Origin of the sequence: Providencia sp. PROV032 (assembly GCF_028484875.1) — a bacterium.
Classification (GTDB): Bacteria; Pseudomonadota; Gammaproteobacteria; order Enterobacterales; family Enterobacteriaceae; genus Providencia; species Providencia rettgeri_E.
In genome coordinates this window covers 1-19,040 of sequence record NZ_JAMPSX010000007.1, presented here as the reverse complement: position 1 = coordinate 19,040, position 19,040 = coordinate 1, and the positions used below count along the sequence as shown (strand labels likewise).

Here is a 19,040-nt window from a genome sequence, read left to right as displayed (position 1 = left end):
AAGCCAGCACCTGCAAAGAAGACACTGGCTCCATTGTTTGTCATTTGGTGGTAATTTTACTGATTCTGATGTTTATAATCGCGGTAAAGCTCCCGACTTAACACAAATGCACAGCTCAAAATTAAACCTAATATAGCGCTTAACGCAACAATCAACGCTGATTTAGGCGAATCTTTCTGTAACGGTAAGTCTGGCGTTAAAATAAACTTAACAGGCGTAAAAGCTAATTCTTTCGCGGTTATCTCTTGTAAATTATCGAGATAAATTTTACGATTTTGTAGATTTTCACTCATCAAAGCCAAATCACGGTTTTGAGTTTCAATCAGTAATTTTCGCTCTAAAGCTTCAGTTCCTAACGCAATTGGGTAATCGGGATCATCATTAATAGCAACGGATTCGCTGGCGATTGGTTTTTCAATTCCCGCAGCTTTTGCAATATCAACGGCACGCTTAAGCCTTTCAACTTTAACATCATATTCTGTTTGAATTTTGCTGACTTCGCGTTTTAGTGACTCACTAGCATAAATAAGTTTCTCTGAAATCATATTATCGATTTCAACTTTTAACTGCTGCCTTACTTTCGATGCACTATAACGAATATAGCCTTCAAGCAAATCTTGGGCTTCTGTAGGCGAGGGGGCAGTAAAGCTTAATACAATATCATTTGAGGTACTGTTCTTCTCTTTTGAGAGATCTTGAATTCTAATATCATTAGAAATGATTGAATTCACTAGCCTTTGCTGCGCGATAACATCATCTTTTGGGTCAATTTTCTCGACAAGATTATGGTAATACTCAGTACTTCTTATATAATTTTCTTGATTAACTTTTGAACGACACTGGTCAATAAATGCAGTAAAAACACGTTGAGCACTAAGGTCAACAGGAACATCTAAGACATCCAATTGCGCTTTAAATGCATTGACTTCTTTAAGCTCCTCAGATGCAGGAGGAATAACAATAGCAGTACTGCTCCATTTTTGAGGTAATAACTTAACAACACCAGCACTTACCCCAATACAAACAATCGTAAATATAAGAATCAAAAATTTATGTTTTAACAAAATGGAAAACAAGGCCATCAAGTCAATTTCATCGTTTTGTTGTATATGAAATTGATGAGCAGAAGTCGTCTTCTGCTCTATATTACTCTGTGGTGGCTGCTGCTTATTGCTCATATTAATTCCAAAAGACATAACATTTGTTCAATCATTTATAATTTCAGATAAGTGATTATAGTCTATAATCCGCTTATTGATATATCGATAAGCAAACTTTTCTACATTATTTTGCTGAATAGATTATTTTAGTATACCTTGAATTATTGTATTAATCATATGAATACTATTTGGATTGTCATTTAAAGCTGGTATGTAATTATATTGATTACCACCGCTACTCATAAAAAACTCTTTATTTTGTTCGCTAATTTCTTCTAATGTTTCTAAGCAATCAACTGAAAAACCTGGGCAAATAACCTGAACTGATTTTACACCTTGGCTGGGTAATTCATGCATCGTTTTATCCATATAGGGCATCAACCATGGCTCACGCCCAAAACGTGACTGGTAGGTCAGCATGACTTTATCCTTTGGATAATTCAACGCCTCACGGAGTGCCTCAGCCGTTTTTTCGCATTCTTGCTGGTAAATATCTCCAGTATCACAATAACGCTGTGGAATGCCATGGAAAGACAGTACAAGCCTATCGGGCTCACCATGCTGAGCGAAGCTTTCTTCTATCGAGCTGACTAGCGCTTGAATATAAGCGGGATGTGTCGCATAACTGCGAATGAATTGCACGTTTGGAATGGTTCGTCTGCTGGCAAATGCTCTCGTTAGTGCATCATACACCGCGGCTGTGGTCGTACAGGAATACTGTGGATACAGTGGGAGGACGACTAAATCGGTCACGCCTTGGTCTAACAAACTATCCACTGCGCTTTTAATTGAAGGGGAACCATAACTCATACCTATCTCTACGGCAGTATCCGGCAATAATTCCGCTAACTTCTGTTTTTGACGTAAGGAATAGACCAGTAATGGCGAGCCATCTTCTAACCAAATCGATTGGTATAATTTGGCGACTTTAGAAGAACGAAGCGGTAAAATCGCCCCATGCAAAATGGGTTTCCAAATCAAGCGAGGTACATCAATAACGCGCTTATCACTAAGAAATTCGGCTAAATAGCGTTTCACTGCTGAGGTTGTTGGGGCATCAGGGGTTCCTAGGTTAGCTAACAAAATGCCGGTTTTTTTTTCTGACATGAAACAACTCCTAATTGATAATTATTCCCAACTTTAGCACAGTTAATTAACGATTTTTGTCACCAAGTGGTATAAAAAAGAAAGGCAGCGATCACCGCTGCCTTCATATAATACCTTTATACTTAAAACAATTCGAATCACAGTAACTATAACTGCAATGCAAAGCATAATAAGTACAAATATTAACCTAAAATTTTCGCCAGTTCTTCACTAACTTCGGCTACTTTACGCGTACCATCTAATTTGAAGTACTTGGTATTCCCTTTTTTAGCTTCATTTTGGTAATACGCAATTAAAGGCGCAGTTAATGCATGATATTCTACCAGACGCTTACGTACGGTGTCTTCTTGGTCATCTTTACGGATGGTTAGTTCTTCACCTGTTATATCGTCTTTGCCTTCAACCTTTGGTGGGTTAAAGTTAATATGGTAAACACGGCCTGATGGTGCATGTACACGACGACCAATGATGCGCTCAACAATAATTTCATCAGGTACATCAAATTCCAGCACGTTATCAACCGTGATGCCTGCTTCTTTCATGGCATCCGCTTGAGGGATAGTACGAGGGAACCCATCCAACAAGAAGCCATTGCGGCAGTCATCTTGTTTGATGCGCTCTTTAACTAATGCGATAACTAATTCATCAGTAACTAATTTACCGTTATCCATCAGCTCTTTAGCTTGTAAACCGAGCTCGCTCCCTGATTTAACAGCGGCACGTAACATGTCACCAGTTGAAATTTGAGGGATCCCAAACTTTTCCATAATAAACTGAGCTTGAGTGCCCTTACCAGCGCCCGGAGCGCCAAGCAGAATGATACGCATTGCGTAAACCCCTTGCTATTTAGATTTTTATAATTTGAAAAGAAAACAAGCTACCATACCATTAGCATGCCGCTTTACTCAAGAACACACGTAAACGATTTCTCATTTATCTTTTTTCGCAAAAGAAAAAAACCACGCTAAAGCACAAGCAAAAGCGTGGTTTATGCTCAATAACGAAAATACCAAATTAAATTACTTTAGAAGTAATTCATTGATTTTTCGTATAAATAGGTTTGGATCTTCCAATGTACCGCGTTCTGCTAGTAATGCTTGATCCAACAATACATCAACCCAATCTGCAAATACGGACTCATCTGTGACTTCAGCTGCTTTTTTCACCAACGGATGCGTTGGGTTCAGTTCGAAGTTATATTTCACTTCCGGCGCGGCTTGCCCTGCTGCTGCAAACAGTTTCGCCATCTGAGTACTCATTTCATCTACGTCGGTTGTCACAATGGCTGGAGTATCCGTTAAGCGGTGTGTAAGTTTAACTTCTTTAACACGCTCACCTAAGAATGATTTTACGCGCTCAATAAAGGGCTCTAACTGCTTATCGGCTTCCTCTTGCTCCGCTTTGTTTTCATCCGCTAGCTTATCTAATGACTCATCGGCTTTACTTACGGATTGGAACTGTTTGCCGTCGAATTCCGATAAGTAATTCATCATCCATTCATCTATACGGTCAGATAACAGCAAGACTTCTATACCTTTTTTACGGAATAACTCAAGGTGCGGACTACCTTTTGCCGCTGCATAGCTGTCTGCGGTGATGTAATAGATTTTATCTTGGCCTTCAACCATACGGCTTACATAGTCTTCTAAAGAGACATTCTGTACGCTACTATCGGTATGAGTCGTTGCAAATCGCAGAAGTTTAGCAATAGTTTCGCTATTTGCCATATCTTCTGCTGGGCCTTCTTTCATTACTAAGCCAAATTGTTGCCAGAAGGTTTGGTATTTTTCGGTATCAGATTTAGCCAGCTTTTCCAACATTTGCAGAACGCGTTTAGTTAATGCGCTGCGTAAACTACGGGTTAATGCGCTGTCTTGCAGTATTTCCCGTGAAACGTTCAGCGGTAAATCATTGGAATCCAACACCCCACGAATAAAGCGTAGGTAATTCGGCATGAACTGCTCTGCGTCATCCATAATAAATACGCGTTGAACATAGAGTTTCAAGCCGTGCTGTTGGTCACGATTCCATAAATCAAACGGCGCTTTAGAAGGTACATATAGTAGGCTGGTATACTCTTGCTTACCTTCTACACGGTTATGTGACCATGTTAGTGGGTCTGCGTAGTCATGGGAAATATGTTTATAGAACTCGGTATATTCTTCATCTGAAATTTCAGACTTACTACGCGTCCATAATGCTTTCGCTTGGTTAATTTTTTCCCAAGTAACCGTACCGTCTTCTTCATTTTTTTCTTCAATTTCAACCGGTAAGGCAATATGATCAGAATATTTGCTAATCACTGAACGCAAGCGCCAGTTATCCAAATATTCTTTTTCATCATCGCGCAAATGCAAGGTAATTTCAGTGCCGCGTTCTGCTTTTTCAATATCAGCGATAGTGTATTCACCTTCACCGGCAGATTCCCAGAACACACCTTCGTCTGCTGGAGCACCTGCCGCACGGCTACGTACTGTTACTTTGTCAGCCACGATAAATGCGGAATAGAAGCCCACACCAAATTGACCAATCATTTGGCTATCTTTGACTTGATCACTACCTAATGATTCTAAGAATGCTTTTGTGCCTGATTTCGCGATAGTTCCGAGGTTTTCAATCACCTCTTCACGGCTCATACCGATACCGTTATCGCTGATAGTTAAGGTACCTTGGTCTTTGTCGGCACTAATACGCACGCGCAGCTCGCCATCGTTTTCATACAGTTCGGGGTTAGATAATGCACGAAAACGCAGTTTATCCGCCGCATCAGATGCGTTAGAGATCAATTCACGTAAGAAAATCTCTTTATTGGAATAAAGGGAGTGGATCATTAACTGGAGGAGTTGTTTAACTTCTGATTGGAAACCACGAGTTTCCTGTCCTTTCATACTCATTAATCGCCTCTATTTCATCAATCTAATTTAATTGGATAGGTTTGACTTATCGATGCAGATTAATTGGGGGCGAAAAAATAGAATTCAACCACTAACCACAAATTAGCAGCTAAATTAATATGAACGAAAGGAAATGACCGAAGACTACGATGCTTTTGCTTGAAGGATATTTTTGAATTAAGGGTTTTGCTTTGAGGGGTTTGCCTTTAAATTTTAAAAACAGCACCTCACCATCATCCTCTAAATAATTTGTGCCGTAGCTAGGCGTCGAATGCATTAATCCCTGGGAGCATACACAAGTATGTGACTAGGGTTGATGCATGAAGACAACAACGCTACGGCGCAAAGAATGACGAGGACTTTAGAGCCGTTGGCGCCCCGCCAACGAGTGAGAAAGTGTGGTTCCATCAACCATTTCCAACTCCCCACCCACAGGCACCCCGTGCGCAATTCGGCTCGCTGCCACCCCATATTGGCCACACATTTGCCCAATATAGTTTGCCGTCGCTTCCCCTTCTACCGTTGGATTGGTTGCTAAAATGACCTCATTGACCGTCTCTGACGCCAAACGCTCTTCAAGCCTATCAAGGCCGATATCCATTGGGCCAATACCATCAAGAGGTGACAAATGCCCCATCAACACAAAATAGCGCCCGGAAAATTGACCAGTTTGTTCAATTGCATAGATATCTGCTGGGCTTTCAACCACACAAATTAAACCATTTTGTTGGCGGCGTGGGTTATCGCAAATATTACAAACATCTTGTTCTGTAAATGTTCTGCAATCACGGCAGTGACCAATTTCAGACATGGCTCGAGTGAGTGATTGTGCTAAACGCATTCCACCACTACGGTCACGCTGTAAAAGGTGAAAAGCCATTCGCTGCGCTGACTTGGGGCCAACCCCCGGAAGACAGCGCAACGCTTCCATCAACGATTCAAGAAGCGGACTTGTTTGCATTAGAATGGCATCTTAAAGCCTGGTGGTAATTGCATACCACTTGAAACGCTAGCCATTTTTTCTTTTTGCGTTTCTTCGATGCGACGCGCAGCATCATTAAATGCCGCTGCAATCAAATCTTCTAACATTTCTTTGTCGTCTTCGAGCAAGCTAGGGTCAATTTCAACACGGCGGCAGTTATGTGAGCCATTAATGGTCACTTTAACTAAGCCAGCTCCAGACTCACCTGTAGCTTCGAGTTGAGCGATTTCTTCCTGAACCTTTTGCATTTTATCTTGCATTTGCTGGGCCTGTTTCATCAGGTTACCCAATCCACCTTTACCAAACATAGTTATCTCTCACAACTGAGGCTACAGCTTAACAATGAGACTGTAGCGTTAAACGGGGCGAATACTCTCTTCATCTAATTGCGCATCAAACATTGAGCGCAGTTTTTGAATCGTTTTATCCGCAATAATAGACTGGCGCGCTTGTGCCAGTTTTTCTTCATAAATCGCCTGTCGCCATTCTAGCGGGGTTTTCACCGCGCTATTATCATCATGAACGATTTTCAGTTCAACAGTACGACCATATAGTTCGCTCAGAGCTTCTTCCAACGCTTTGTGTGCCGATGGTTTATCCAGATGCTTCTGAGCCGAGCGCAAATGTAAAACAATTTGCGACTCGCTTAACTCTTCTATATATGAATTCAAAGCTAATTGTTCAACCAGTTTGGGAATATTTAATTTTGCAATCTTCCCAGACCAACTGTCACGAATTCGCCCTTCCTCAATAATTTTAACGGCTAACTCAGGCGTTTTTTCATATTCCAACGCCTCTTTGATCCCGCTTGGCGTTGTCACTGCCTCTTTTGGCGCCATCGCCTCTTCATTTTGAGGCTTCCATTGGTACTGCTTTGGTTTTTGTGGTTTAGCTGCCAGAGACGCTTTATTGACCACATTTTGTTGATGTTTGCTGGTCACGGCAGCCAGCCTTTCCAGTGCTGATGCCGCCGGCTTAGCCCTTTCAGGCATCACCGGTTTAGCCTTTTTTGGGCTAGGATCCTCACTTTGTGGAGATTGTAACGCCTGCCTAGCCTTCAATAACTGTAAAGTTGGGCTATTGTCTGGCAGATTTTCTGCTCGCGCTTGTGCCGGAGGCACCCTTTGCGCCATATTTGATGCCGCAGACGGTGCAGATTGAACAGCGGCTTGTGGAATAACTTTTGGCGGTGCTTCAATTTCAGCAATCACATTTTTAGGATGAAAAGCCAATGCACGTAATAGTGCCATTTCAACCCCCATACGCCGCTCAGGGGCATAGGGGAGTTCTTTTCTTCCGACTAATAACGTTTGGTAAAACAGTTGAAGGTCTGCAGGGGAAATGACCCTTGCGACCTGCCGTAGCCGCCCTTCTGTCGATGACGGATCTGTTTCTTGTTCAGCAGGAAGCAGTTGGATCATCGCGATACGGTGTAATTGCGACAAAATTTCCACCAGCAAGTTTTCCCAATCCGCACCGCGGCTGGCAGCTTGCTCTACCTGTCCCATCACCGCCATGCTATCAGCACGTACTAGTGCTTCAATAATGGCTAATGGCTGTTCGTCATCAAGGGTGCCTAGCATTTGGCTGACAATATCAGCCGTGACTTTCCCTTGCCCCATCGCAATGGCTTGGTCAGTTAAGCTTAATGCATCACGTAAACTGCCATCAGCCGCTCTTGCTATCAGCTGGCGAGCACGTTGGTCATGCTCAATATTTTCTGCATTCAGGATGAGTTCAAGTTGCTCACTGATTTGCGTGACATCTAACGCTTTTAGATGGAATTGCAAACAGCGAGACAAAATGGTCACGGGGAGTTTTTGCGGGTCCGTCGTCGCCAATAAAAACTTCACATGTTCAGGCGGTTCTTCAAGGGTTTTTAACAACGCATTGAAACTATGACGAGACAGCATATGTACTTCGTCAATTAAATAAACTTTGAAGCGCCCACGTGCTGGCGCATATTGAACATTGTCTAATAATTCACGCGTATCTTCGACTTTGGTTCGGGAGGCTGCGTCAATTTCAATTAAGTCGACAAATCGCCCTTGTTCTATTTCAAGGCAATTAGCGCATTGTCCACAAGGTGAGGCTGTGATCCCTGTTTCGCAATTAAGGCCTTTAGCAAATAGACGCGCAATCGTTGTTTTCCCTACACCACGTGTGCCGGAGAAAAGATAGGCATGATGAAGCCGCTGATGCGTTAGCCCATTAGCGAGTGCAGTCAAAACGTGCTGTTGGCCAACAACGTCTGAAAATTTTTGGGGGCGCCACTTACGGGCAAGTACCTGATAGCTCATGGATTCCACTGTCATTTAACATGGTACGTGAATATATATAATCATAGTACCATGCTACCACAGCCTCAACCTATACAGCGAGGCTGTGATAAAAATAGAGGGAAAATAAAGATTAGTGGCCTGGAAACTCAACAAGGCTATAAGAAGAAACACCTTCTTTTTGTAGACGTTCAACGCCACCAAGATCAGGTAAACAGATGATAAATGCCGCATCAACAACATTAGCACCAAGCTGTTTGATCATTCTTACCGTTGCTTCCACGGTACCACCGGTCGCGAGTAAGTCATCAACAACTAAGACGTTATCTTCAGGGCTGATGCTATCTTTATGGATCTCAAGCGTATCGGTGCCATACTCAAGGTCGTAAGTCATACTCAATACTTCACGTGGTAATTTCCCTTTTTTACGCACAGGGACAAAACCTACGCCTAAACGTAATGCAACTGGCGCGCCAAATAGGAAACCACGCGCTTCAGTTCCTACAATTTTAGTGACGCCTTTATTTTGATAATGCTCCACTAACATATCAATCGTTGCTTGGTATGCAGCAGGGTTATTTAATAAAGTCGTAATGTCACGAAAGATCACGCCTTCGATTGGATAATCTTGAATCGATGCGATACTTTCTTTAATCAATTGCAGTTGTTGCTCTTTAGCGGTCATAATAAAAGCCATGTAGTAAACACGAAAGTGTAGAATCTATGTAAAGTACCATAAAAATGCAATAAGAAGCCGTCAATTTGGCATCAGTTTTGTTGCTGAATATCAATATTCCGCTATTTTTGACACTTAATGAGAACAAAAAATGAAAATTCCCGCTCTTTTGGACGCGTTAAAAAAGCAAATTGATGAATTGAAAACACGAGTGGAACCCATAAAGGATCTTGAATTTTCACATTCACGCTTCGATATGCAATTGTTTAGTCGCAAATCAACCCGTTTGGGTGATTGCCAAAACGAATTGCAGACCTTATACCAGCAATTGTGCCATAGCGTAACGTTAAACCACAGCGAGCAGGTCAATTTTCTGACTGAAAAAATTGTCCATCAAATGCAAGCAATTTCACGAGAGATCTCTACACAAACGCTACGTGAAAAAGAATCCAGTTTTACTAAAAAAAGGGAACAGGTTGATTTATATGAACGTTTATCACAACATCAAGACTATGAACGACGCTTGCAGGCCATGGTGAGTGAAAAAGAACTTCATTTAAGTGAGCTAACCGACCACCGTTTGCAGCACCAATGCCAAAAAGAACTTGCTGTACTCGCAGGCCGTTTGTACCGATGCCGCCAAGCACTTTTGCGTATTGAAAAAGCCATTGAACATCAAGAAAATCAATATTTTGATTAAATCTCAGAAGGGATCACTATGAATTCGCTCAAAGATGCCCCCCAAGAAGTACAACTTGCCGTTGATTTGATTTATTTACTCGAAAATTCAGGTATTGAAGCCGATATTGTATTAAAAGCTCTTGATATTGTTAAAAATGATTATATTTCCAAACAGATGCAGGCGGCACAAGCCACCCGCACAGATGAAATCTAATTAACTTGGTAGGTTGTCATCACTGTCTTTTGGTGTACGTTTCACTTCTTGCACTTCATCCCCTTTGCTATTATGCAAATGAACCTCTAACTGGTTGAATGCAATATCAATATCATTTTCTCGACATAATTTATCTATCGCACGGTTCACTTCATCGCTGGTCACACCACGGTCACCTATCTGCCGCACATAAAAACGCAATTCATGATCTAGCGTACTTGCCCCAAAACTGGTGAAGTAAACATTAGGAGCAGGTTCCGTCATTACCTTGCTATTACTGGTGGCTGCAGATAATAAAACGCGTTTTACTTTATCGAGATCTGAACCATAAGCTACCCCAATCGCTATCGTTACTCGTGTGACGGTGTCTGAAAGCGACCAATTGATCAACCGTTCAGTCACAAAGGCTTTATTGGGTATGATCACCTCTTTACGATCAAAATCGACGATCGTGGTTGCCCGAATACGAATTTTACTAACTGTTCCTGAATAGGTCCCAATCGTCACCGTATCGCCAATGCGGATCGGCCGCTCAAACAACAAAATGATCCCTGAAACAAAGTTAGCAAAAATTTCTTGTAAACCAAACCCTAACCCGACCGTTAAGGCTGCCGCCAACCATTGCAGCTTGTTCCACGTGACACCAATCATCCCTAATGAGGCGATCGCCCCAATTCCCACAATAATATAAGTCAATATTGTCGTGATAGCATAAGTGGAACCTTGACGAAGTTTTAACCGCGATAAGACCAACACTTCGAGCAACCCCGGTAAGTTCCGTGTCATGACCCACGACACGACGATAATCACTAGCGCTAAGATTAAATTAGCCAGAGTCACGTATTGCAAGATATTGCCACCGTCTGCAGAGGTGGTGGTATAACCCCACAAATTCACGCTATCTAAGAAAGAGAAAATAGTTATAAAATCAGACCAAATTGCGTAAAACGCCAATGCAAAGATAATAAACAACACCATCGTGGTGAGGCGTAACGATTGCTGGCTAATCAGCTCAATAGTCATTGGTGGCTCTTTGATTGGCTCATTTTCAGCATCTTCTTGCTTCGACATCGCACGGCGTTCTATGGCACGTTGATATGCTAATTTACGAGCAACCAATGTTAACCCCCTCAAACACGCGCTATAAGTGATATACCACAGCAATAACAGGTATAAACTGTCTATCCAACGGTTTGCTAAGCGTAACGTGGTGTAGTAGTAGCCCGCCATCATTAATCCCACTAAAATTAATGGCGAAAATGTCAGCAATGTCACGACAATACTACGCGTTAAGTGGCTGCCCTTCTCTTGCCAAACTTGTTTGCAAAAAGGAATCGTAAAGATACACAACAAGATAAGAGAAACCAGTACAATTAACTGACCTATCACGTCCTCAGACACTTTCAGTGGGTTAGTAACCCCATAAGTGGAGAAGAAAATGAGTGGTACCAACGGAATCGATAACCGGAGCATTTGGCGCCGCGTCTGGGATATTTTCTCTTTTTCGATACCAAAATGTTTTCGCGCAATACCTTGCGGTTTTAACACGCGGAAAGTTAGCTCAAATAACGCCCAAAATATCGCCAATTGTTGGCAAAATTGCCAAAAGAAGGGCCCTTGTACATTTCCTGTTTTCAAAAACCAGTAACCTAATGCCAGTAAAAACAGTGAAATAGGCAAGGTTTGTATTAATGTCAGCAGCAGCGCAAAAGGTGTGCTTAACACACTATCGTTACGCAAACTGGAAAGCCGCTGGTCAATATCTTGCAATCGATTATTAATTTTACGGTTAAACCAAATAAACAACAGGGCAACCAAAACAAGTGGAATAACCACTAACAGAGAGTTACTCATTCCTCGTTTAATACTGCGGTTCGATAAACTAAAATCAAAGCTATTAATTTGTGTCGCTGCGGCTTCAGGGAAACCTTTAACCCATTCCAAATCGATTGGCTTATTGCTATTCACCCAAAATATTTGTTGCGCCAAGGTATTTTCAAGAGAGCTCACCACACTCAATAATTGGTTTTGATCCAGTTGCAAGTTGATAGCTTGCGAAATTTGCCCACCAAGCTGCTGGTTGAGTTCGTCTAATAAACCCCGGCGTACTTCCAATAATTTCAATAATGTAGATTTATCTTCAGCTGATAATAGTGTGCTATTTGCTGGCTCATCCCCTGTTTTTATCTCAAATTGCTGTTCCAACTTCGTAATATAATCATTAGGTTGGTAAAGCTCATCACGCTGTTGGTTAATATCAAACTGTTCAAGCCGCAAATCGGCAATCGTTGTGGGTAAATTTTTCGTTAAAATGTCAGGTGGCAAGTCAATTTGTTGTTGAAATAAAATTCGTGAAAGCAATAAGCTACCGCGTAATACATTAATTTGCTCTTTTAAATTTCGTTCAGACTGTGTCGCTCTTTCAAGCCATGTTTTAACTCGAATACCATTTTGCACCAGTTTATTGCTATTTTCGGTCACTGCGATTAAACGGTCACTGAGCGCATTATTAATCGTAATTTCTTTTTGAATAATGGGATTCTGTTGCGCTTCAATATCGGTTTCAGAAGTACTCAATGCTTCACGCACTGTTGATTGGGAGTCATTTAGTCGGCGATGGCTAATCGCGTTTTGTACTTGCTGAATATGGTGCTCCAATTGCTCAATATAGGCTGCGGTATAATCACGTTGTTTTTGCAGCACATCTTGTAATTGAGTGTTCGCCTGTAGAATACGTTTTTGATATTCATTTTGTTGCTGCAATAAATACTGTTCAACTTGCAGCATGGTAATTTGAGTCGGTCTTAAATTCACAGATTCATTCAATGAACTATTTAGCTCATTACGAATTTCTTGTAAGCGCCTCGCATTTTCCAACATCATCGCTTGTGCCCTTTCAGGCTGCGTTTGTAAGCCAATTAATTGGCTACTATAGGTTGCAAGGTCATTTTGCTCTATTTGCAGACTTTCTAAATAAGAGGCTTGTAATGCTTCTAATTGTGAAAGAGAACTATCTTGTATTTTTCGTAGGAAATTTTCGGTGCGTTGCTCATTTTCATTTTTTATTTGCAACAAACCTTGTGCTGCTTGTTTCGATTCTTCACTCGCGCTACTGAGTTTTTTTTGCAGTTCAGCCGTTCGCTGTTCAAGTTTATCCAGCTCGTTATAAAAATCTGAGGTTTTTTCCAGATCAGCGAGAGCAAGTTTATCTTCTTCACTGAGAGAACTTTTTTTATTCAATGCGCTGAGCGCACTTTTTATTTCATTCTTATCAGGTAAGTTATTAGATGTTAATGCCGTAATTGAACTGGAAAAAGATATGATGAAAAAAAACAGTGTTATCGATACTAACTGCCGCCACTTCCATTGTTGCTTCATCATAATGGCATTCCTTTATACAAATAATAATATTGTTTAATTAGGCAAAGTGCCGATAGTCGCCTACCAACACTTACTTTCATCTAATTAAACACATTTTACGTAAAATGCTAGAAAGTTAATATCTTATCAGCTGTTAATGTCCAGCTTGCAAGCTCAACCAATGTGCCGACCTCAACACCATCAGCAAGAGTTAAGTCACTCACACCACGGGCGTCTGTACACGTTTTACATAATTTAACAGGGACATTTTGTGCCGTTAAAATCTCTAACATTTGTTGAAGATTATAACCTTCCTTCGGCTTTTGAGCTGCCAATCCTGCGCTCACTGCATCTGACATCAGAAAAATTTTTAAATCTAACTGTGGCTCTTGCTCTTTTAACGTTATCGCTAGTCGTAATGAGTTGAACAGTGTTTCACTGCCGTAAGGTGCCCCATTGGCAATAATCAAGATAGAGGACATATGGACTCCACTTATTCAGTTTGAATTGGTTTTAACCGGATTGTCGTACTACACTTTAGTGTTTCTAATAGTGTATCAACCAATGTGATTGTATGTTGATTAAAATTTTCTGATTGGAGTAGCCAGTTCTCTAATAAACCCGACATTAGTGAACGGATCATAATCGCAGCACATTCCACATCAAGGTCTGCGGGAAGCTGTCCTGCATCAATACAGGCAGTCAAATTGCCAACTATTCGGCATTGACTCGCAATATAATTAGCGCGTTTAAAATCAACTAACTCAGCCATTTCACCAACTAATTCACACTTCAAAAAGAAAATTTCCATCAAAGCGCGATTTTTTGGGCTTTCAATAAAGTCAGTCAAAATATAAATTAATAATTCTCTTAGTATTGAAAGTGGATCATTGGTATATTTAGAACGATAATATTCTTCAGCTTGTATTATTTGATTATCACCAAATTCACAAGCTTGATAAAAGAGATCAACTTTGTTTTTGAAATGCCAATATATTGCACCTCGGGTAACCCCGGCTGCTTTTGCAATATCGGCTAATGATGTGGCAGAAACTCCTCGTTCAGAGAATGTTTTGATGGCAGCATCTAATATTTCCTGACGGGTTTCTTCAGCCTGTTGTTTAGTTTTTCGTGCCATTGTGACCCGTTTCTATCGAAAGCTGATTTACATACATTCGTGTATGTTTGTACTATAGCATAGTGATAAATCATATTGTTTACCATTTTTCTTATTTTTGTTTTGAACTCATATTGATTAATTGAGGTTAACTTATGCGAAAAAACAGAGGGGTGTTACCTCTGGCTCTGTTAGTTCTTTCAGGTGGCTTGGCTTTATCTGGTTGTAACGATGAACAACAAGGTGGCGGAGAACGCCCGGCGCCTGAAGTAGGAATTGTTACGCTTAAAGCCGAACCTCTGACTCTCAAAACCGAGTTACCAGGCCGTACATCCGCATTTCGTGTTGCCGAGGTTCGCCCTCAGGTTAGTGGCATCATTTTAAAGCGCAACTATAAAGAAGGTAGCGACGTAGAAGCAGGAACATCTTTATACCAAATTGATCCTGCACCATTCCAAGCAACCTATGACAGCGCAAAAGCGGAGCTAGCAAAAGCACAAGCGAATGCAAATCTGGCTGCCTTAACGGTGAAGCGTTATAAACCATTATTAGGAACTAATTACATTAGTCGTCAGGAATACGACCAAGCAACCTCAACCTATGCGCAAGCACTTGCTGCCGTCAAAGCAGCTGAAGCAGCGGTTGAAACTGCACGTATCAACCTGAATTATACCAAAGTCACCGCACCGATTAGCGGCCGTACTGGCAAATCGAATGTGACTGAAGGGGCTTTAGTATCATCAGGGCAAACCACTGAATTAATGCGAGTTCAGCAACTTGACCCTATCTATGTAGACGTAACGCAATCGAGTGACGATTTTTTACGTCTGAGAAATGAGATAGCGAAAGGTGCTGTGCAGCAAGAATCAGGGCAAGCGCCTGTCCGTTTGATCAATAATAACGGTCAAGAATATGCTCAAAAAGGCGTTCTAGAATTCTCTGATGTCACTGTTGATGAAACAACAGGGTCTATCACGATGAGAGCCATGTTCCCTAACCCGAACAAAGAGTTACTTCCAGGTATGTTTGTTCGTGCTGTATTAGAAGATGGTGTTATTGATAATGCGATTCTAGTTCCGCAACAAGGCTTAACTCGTACGGCTCAAGGAACTTCTCAAGTCATGGTTGTTAATGCTGAGAATAAAGTTGAAGTCAGACAAGTTAAAGCAGGACAAGCAGTTGGCAACAAATGGCTGGTAACTGAAGGTCTACAAGCAGGTGATCGTGTCATTGTCATCGGCTTACAAAAAATCAAACCAGGAATTGTTGTGAATCCTAAGGAAGCAAACTTAGAAACGCAATCCATAGACAATCAGGCAAAACCTGAAGAAAAGTCTAAATAAGGGAGCGGCTGATTAATGCCTAAGTTTTTTATAGAAAGACCAATTTTTGCGTGGGTAATTGCAATTATCACCATGCTTGCTGGTCTGTTGGCAATTATCCAGTTACCTGTTTCACAGTACCCGACCATCGCGCCACCAGCTGTTTCTATTTCAGCTAACTATCCAGGAGCGGATGCTGAGACGGTACAAAATACAGTAACGCAGGTTATCGAACAGAATATGAACGGTATCGATAACTTGGTATATATGTCATCGAGCAGTGATTCATCAGGTTCTGCTAGCATTACGCTGACATTTGAAGCAGGAACTGATGGTGATATCGCGCAAGTACAGGTGCAAAATAAATTGCAACTGGCAATGCCATTGTTGCCACAAGAAGTTCAGCAACAAGGTATTAGTGTCGATAAATCAACTAGTTCATTCTTAATGGTTGCGGGTTTCGTTTCTAGCGATGGCTCAATGGGGCAATACGATATTGCCGACTACGTAGGGTCAAATATTAAAGACCCACTTAGCCGAGTTAACGGTGTAGGTGAAACCCAGCTGTTCGGTACCCAATATGCAATGCGTATTTGGTTAAAACCAGAGCAACTCGTTAAGTACAACATGACCACTACAGATGTCATTAATGCGATCAAGGTACAAAATAACCAAGTCGCAGCAGGGCAACTCGGTGGAGCACCTTCTATTGCGAATCAGCGTTTAAACGTATCTATCATTGCGCAGACACGTTTAAATAGCCCTGAAGAATTTAGCAATATTTTATTACGTGTTAACCAAGATGGTTCTCAAGTACGTATTAAAGATGTTGCTGATGTTCAATTAGGTGCTGAAAACTATAGTACGATTGCCCGCTTTAATGGTAAGCCAGCAGCAGGTATTGGTATTAAACTGGCAACTGGCGCGAACGCATTAGATACATCTAATAACGTCCGTGCTGCGCTTGAGGAAATGAAGCCTTTCTTCCCTCAAGGATTAGAGATTGTTTATCCATACGATACAACCCCATTCGTTAAAATTTCGATTAACGAAGTAGTTAAAACGTTAGTGGAAGCAATCATGCTGGTTGTTGTCGTTATGTATTTGTTCCTACAAAACATCCGTGCAACACTGATACCAACGATTGCAGTACCTGTCGTATTGTTAGGTACCTTTGCTATCTTGTCGGCATTTGGTTATTCCATAAACACCTTGACCATGTTCGCGATGGTACTCGCCATCGGGCTTCTCGTCGATGACGCCATCGTCGTTGTTGAGAACGTTGAGCGTGTTATGCAAGAAGAAGGCTTGTCACCAAAAGAAGCGACCAAAAAATCAATGGGTCAAATCCAAGGTGCATTAGTCGGTATTGCAATGGTTCTATCTGCGGTATTTATCCCAATGGCCTTCTTTGGAGGTTCTACCGGAGCAATTTATCGTCAGTTCTCTATTACCATTGTATCGTCCATGATCTTGTCAGTACTGGTTGCGATGATCTTAACGCCAGCACTGTGTGCCACCATGTTGAAGCCAATTGAAAAAGGCAGCCATGGTAGTCAAAAAGGGTTCTTTGGATGGTTTAACCGTACATTTGAAAAACAAGCACACCACTACACCGACAGTGTAAGCCGTATGCTTAACGGCACTGGCCGTTATTTAGTGATTTACCTGCTGTTAGTGGTTGGTATGGCGTTCATGTTCGTCCGCTTACCGTCTTCCTTCTTACCCGCGGAAGACCAAGGGGTATTCTTGTCGATGATCCAGTTACCACCAGGCTCAACACAAGAACAAACCCAAGCGGTATTGGATGAAGTTAATAACTACTACCATACCGAAGAAGCCAAAAACGTTGAATCGGTCTTTACCGTTGGGGGCTTTAGCTTCGCCGGTCAAGGACAAAATATGGGTCTCGCTTTCGTCGTTCTGAAAAACTGGAGCGAACGTAAAGGCGATGAAAACCACGTTGATGCGATTGTACAGCGCGCGAATATTGCACTGTCACAAAAACAAGAGGCATTGATTTACGCCTTTAACCTACCCGCAATTGTTGAGTTAGGTACCGCAGACGGGTTTGACTTTGAGTTAGTCGATAAAGGTAACTTGGGGCATGATAAATTAATGCAAGCCCGTAACCAGTTACTTGGATTAGCGGCTCAGCACCCAGAAATGCTTCAAGGTGTTCGTCCAAATGGTCAGGATGATACCTCGCAATACCGTATTTATATTGACCAACAAAAAGCACAGGCTCAAGGTGTTGCTATCAGTGATATCAACGCAACATTGAGTTCTATGTTTGGTGGAAGCTACGTGAATGACTTTATCGACCGTGGTCGTGTGAAGAAAGTTTACGTACAAGGTGACGCAGAAAGCCGTATGTTACCTTCTGACATTAGTAACCTGTATGTTCGTAATAACCAAGGTAAAATGGTTCCGTTCTCGGCCTTTATGGACGAATCCAAAGATCCTTGGAAGTATGGTTCACCGCGTTTAGAGCGTTATAACGGTGTCCCTGCGATGAACATTCAAGGCCAAGCAGCTCCTGGGAAAAGTACGGGTGATGCGATGCTGTTAATGGAAAAACTCACCACTGAAAACCTGCCTGAAGGAATTGGTTACGAGTGGACAGGTATGTCATATCAAGAACGCTTAGCAGGTAACCAAGCCCCTGCTCTGTACGCAATCTCCTTGATAGTGGTCTTCCTGTGTTTGGCGGCTCTCTATGAAAGCTGGTCAGTTCCATTCTCAGTTATGTTAGTCGTTCCATTGGGGATTATTGGTGCATTACTGTTTACCAGTGTTCGTGGTCTAGACAACGACGTTTACTTTAAAGTAGGTCTCTTAACAACCATTGGACTCTCGGCGAAAAACGCAATCTTGATTGTTGAATTCGCCAAAGACTTGATGGAGAAAGAAGGTAAAGGGTTAGTCGAAGCAACGCTGAATGCAGTTAAAATGCGTTTACGACCAATTCTGATGACATCTTTAGCATTTATGTTAGGTGTTATCCCTCTGGTATTTAGTAACGGTGCAGGTTCAGCATCCCAGAACTCAGTAGGTACTGGTGTTCTTGGGGGAATGTTTGCCGCAACCTCATTGGCTATCTTCTTCGTACCTGTCTTCTTCGTGGTGATCCGCCGCCGCTTTACCAAGAAGTCAGAGGATATTGAACACAGCCATCCACCAACAGCACAATAATTGCTGATAGGTAAATTGAAAAGAGCCACATAAGTGGCTCTTTTTTTTGTGTA

General features: G+C 41.8%; 15 protein-coding genes. 4 read left to right on the top strand and 11 right to left on the bottom strand.

All coding sequences use genetic code 11. The annotated features are described in order from the left end of the window. Positions 1–56 precede the first annotated feature (56 nt). The 8 genes from wzz(fepE) to apt form a co-directional block, all read right to left on the bottom strand. Positions 57–1,178, bottom strand: coding sequence for an LPS O-antigen length regulator Wzz(fepE) (wzz(fepE), locus tag PSF42_RS07715; RefSeq protein WP_272679763.1), 1,122 nt, complete (start codon positions 1,176–1,178; stop codon positions 57–59). A gap of 123 nt (positions 1,179–1,301) precedes the next feature. Further along, complete coding sequence (hemH, locus tag PSF42_RS07710) at positions 1,302–2,267, bottom strand: ferrochelatase (protein WP_125891573.1); 966 nt, start codon at positions 2,265–2,267, stop codon at positions 1,302–1,304. Between the two features lie 182 nt (positions 2,268–2,449). Beyond that, positions 2,450–3,094 (bottom strand): adenylate kinase, encoded by a 645-nt coding sequence (gene adk, locus PSF42_RS07705; protein ID WP_213913897.1) that lies wholly within the window; start codon positions 3,092–3,094, stop codon positions 2,450–2,452. Between the two features lie 192 nt (positions 3,095–3,286). After that, on the bottom strand, positions 3,287–5,155 hold the full coding sequence (htpG, locus tag PSF42_RS07700) for a molecular chaperone HtpG (protein ID WP_272679853.1): 1,869 nt from the start codon (positions 5,153–5,155) through the stop codon (positions 3,287–3,289). Between the two features lie 367 nt (positions 5,156–5,522). After that, a complete protein-coding gene (recR, locus tag PSF42_RS07695; protein WP_213913895.1) occupies positions 5,523–6,122 on the bottom strand; it encodes a recombination mediator RecR in 600 nt (199 codons plus the stop codon). Further along, positions 6,122–6,451: a YbaB/EbfC family nucleoid-associated protein gene (locus PSF42_RS07690; protein ID WP_004260403.1), complete on the bottom strand. Its 330-nt coding sequence runs from the start codon at positions 6,449–6,451 to the stop codon at positions 6,122–6,124. The genes recR and PSF42_RS07690 overlap by 1 nt, the downstream gene beginning before the upstream one ends. Positions 6,452–6,499: 48 nt before the next feature. After that, positions 6,500–8,443 carry a DNA polymerase III subunit gamma/tau gene (gene dnaX / locus PSF42_RS07685; RefSeq protein WP_272679762.1) on the bottom strand — a complete coding sequence of 648 codons (1,944 nt, stop codon included), beginning with the start codon at positions 8,441–8,443 and terminating at the stop codon, positions 6,500–6,502. Positions 8,444–8,555: 112 nt separating this feature from the next. After that, positions 8,556–9,107: an adenine phosphoribosyltransferase gene (gene apt, locus PSF42_RS07680; protein ID WP_125891578.1), complete on the bottom strand. Its 552-nt coding sequence runs from the start codon at positions 9,105–9,107 to the stop codon at positions 8,556–8,558. A gap of 142 nt (positions 9,108–9,249) precedes the next feature. Here apt and priC point away from each other — a divergent pair, with 142 nt between their 5' ends. Together priC and PSF42_RS07670 are read left to right on the top strand one after the other, a co-directional pair. Further along, positions 9,250–9,798, top strand: coding sequence for a primosomal replication protein PriC (gene priC / locus PSF42_RS07675; protein ID WP_102139397.1), 549 nt, complete (start codon positions 9,250–9,252; stop codon positions 9,796–9,798). Positions 9,799–9,816: 18 nt separating this feature from the next. Then, the gene (locus tag PSF42_RS07670) at positions 9,817–9,993 is read left to right on the top strand and encodes a DUF2496 domain-containing protein (protein WP_213913892.1); all 177 of its coding nucleotides are present in this window, start codon (positions 9,817–9,819) and stop codon (positions 9,991–9,993) included. Here the strand turns inward: PSF42_RS07670 and mscK are convergent, their stop codons facing one another. From mscK to acrR, 3 genes are all read right to left on the bottom strand, one after another. Then, positions 9,994–13,374 (bottom strand): mechanosensitive channel MscK, encoded by a 3,381-nt coding sequence (mscK, locus tag PSF42_RS07665; RefSeq protein WP_272679761.1) that lies wholly within the window; start codon positions 13,372–13,374, stop codon positions 9,994–9,996. Positions 13,375–13,481: 107 nt separating this feature from the next. After that, entirely contained in the window at positions 13,482–13,835 is a 354-nt protein-coding gene (locus PSF42_RS07660; RefSeq protein WP_125891582.1) for a DsrE/DsrF/TusD sulfur relay family protein, read from the bottom strand. An 11-nt stretch (positions 13,836–13,846) separates the two neighbouring features. Then, positions 13,847–14,491 carry a multidrug efflux transporter transcriptional repressor AcrR gene (acrR, locus tag PSF42_RS07655; protein ID WP_125891583.1) on the bottom strand — a complete coding sequence of 215 codons (645 nt, stop codon included), beginning with the start codon at positions 14,489–14,491 and terminating at the stop codon, positions 13,847–13,849. 134 nt (positions 14,492–14,625) lie between these two features. On the opposite strand from acrR, the gene PSF42_RS07650 reads away from it, so the two are divergent. Continuing rightward, positions 14,626–15,813, top strand: a complete 1,188-nt coding sequence (locus tag PSF42_RS07650) for an efflux RND transporter periplasmic adaptor subunit (RefSeq protein ID WP_125891584.1) — start codon at positions 14,626–14,628, stop codon at positions 15,811–15,813. Between the two features lie 15 nt (positions 15,814–15,828). After that, the gene (locus PSF42_RS07645) at positions 15,829–18,987 is read left to right on the top strand and encodes an efflux RND transporter permease subunit (protein WP_125891585.1); all 3,159 of its coding nucleotides are present in this window, start codon (positions 15,829–15,831) and stop codon (positions 18,985–18,987) included. Positions 18,988–19,040: the final 53 nt, after the last annotated feature.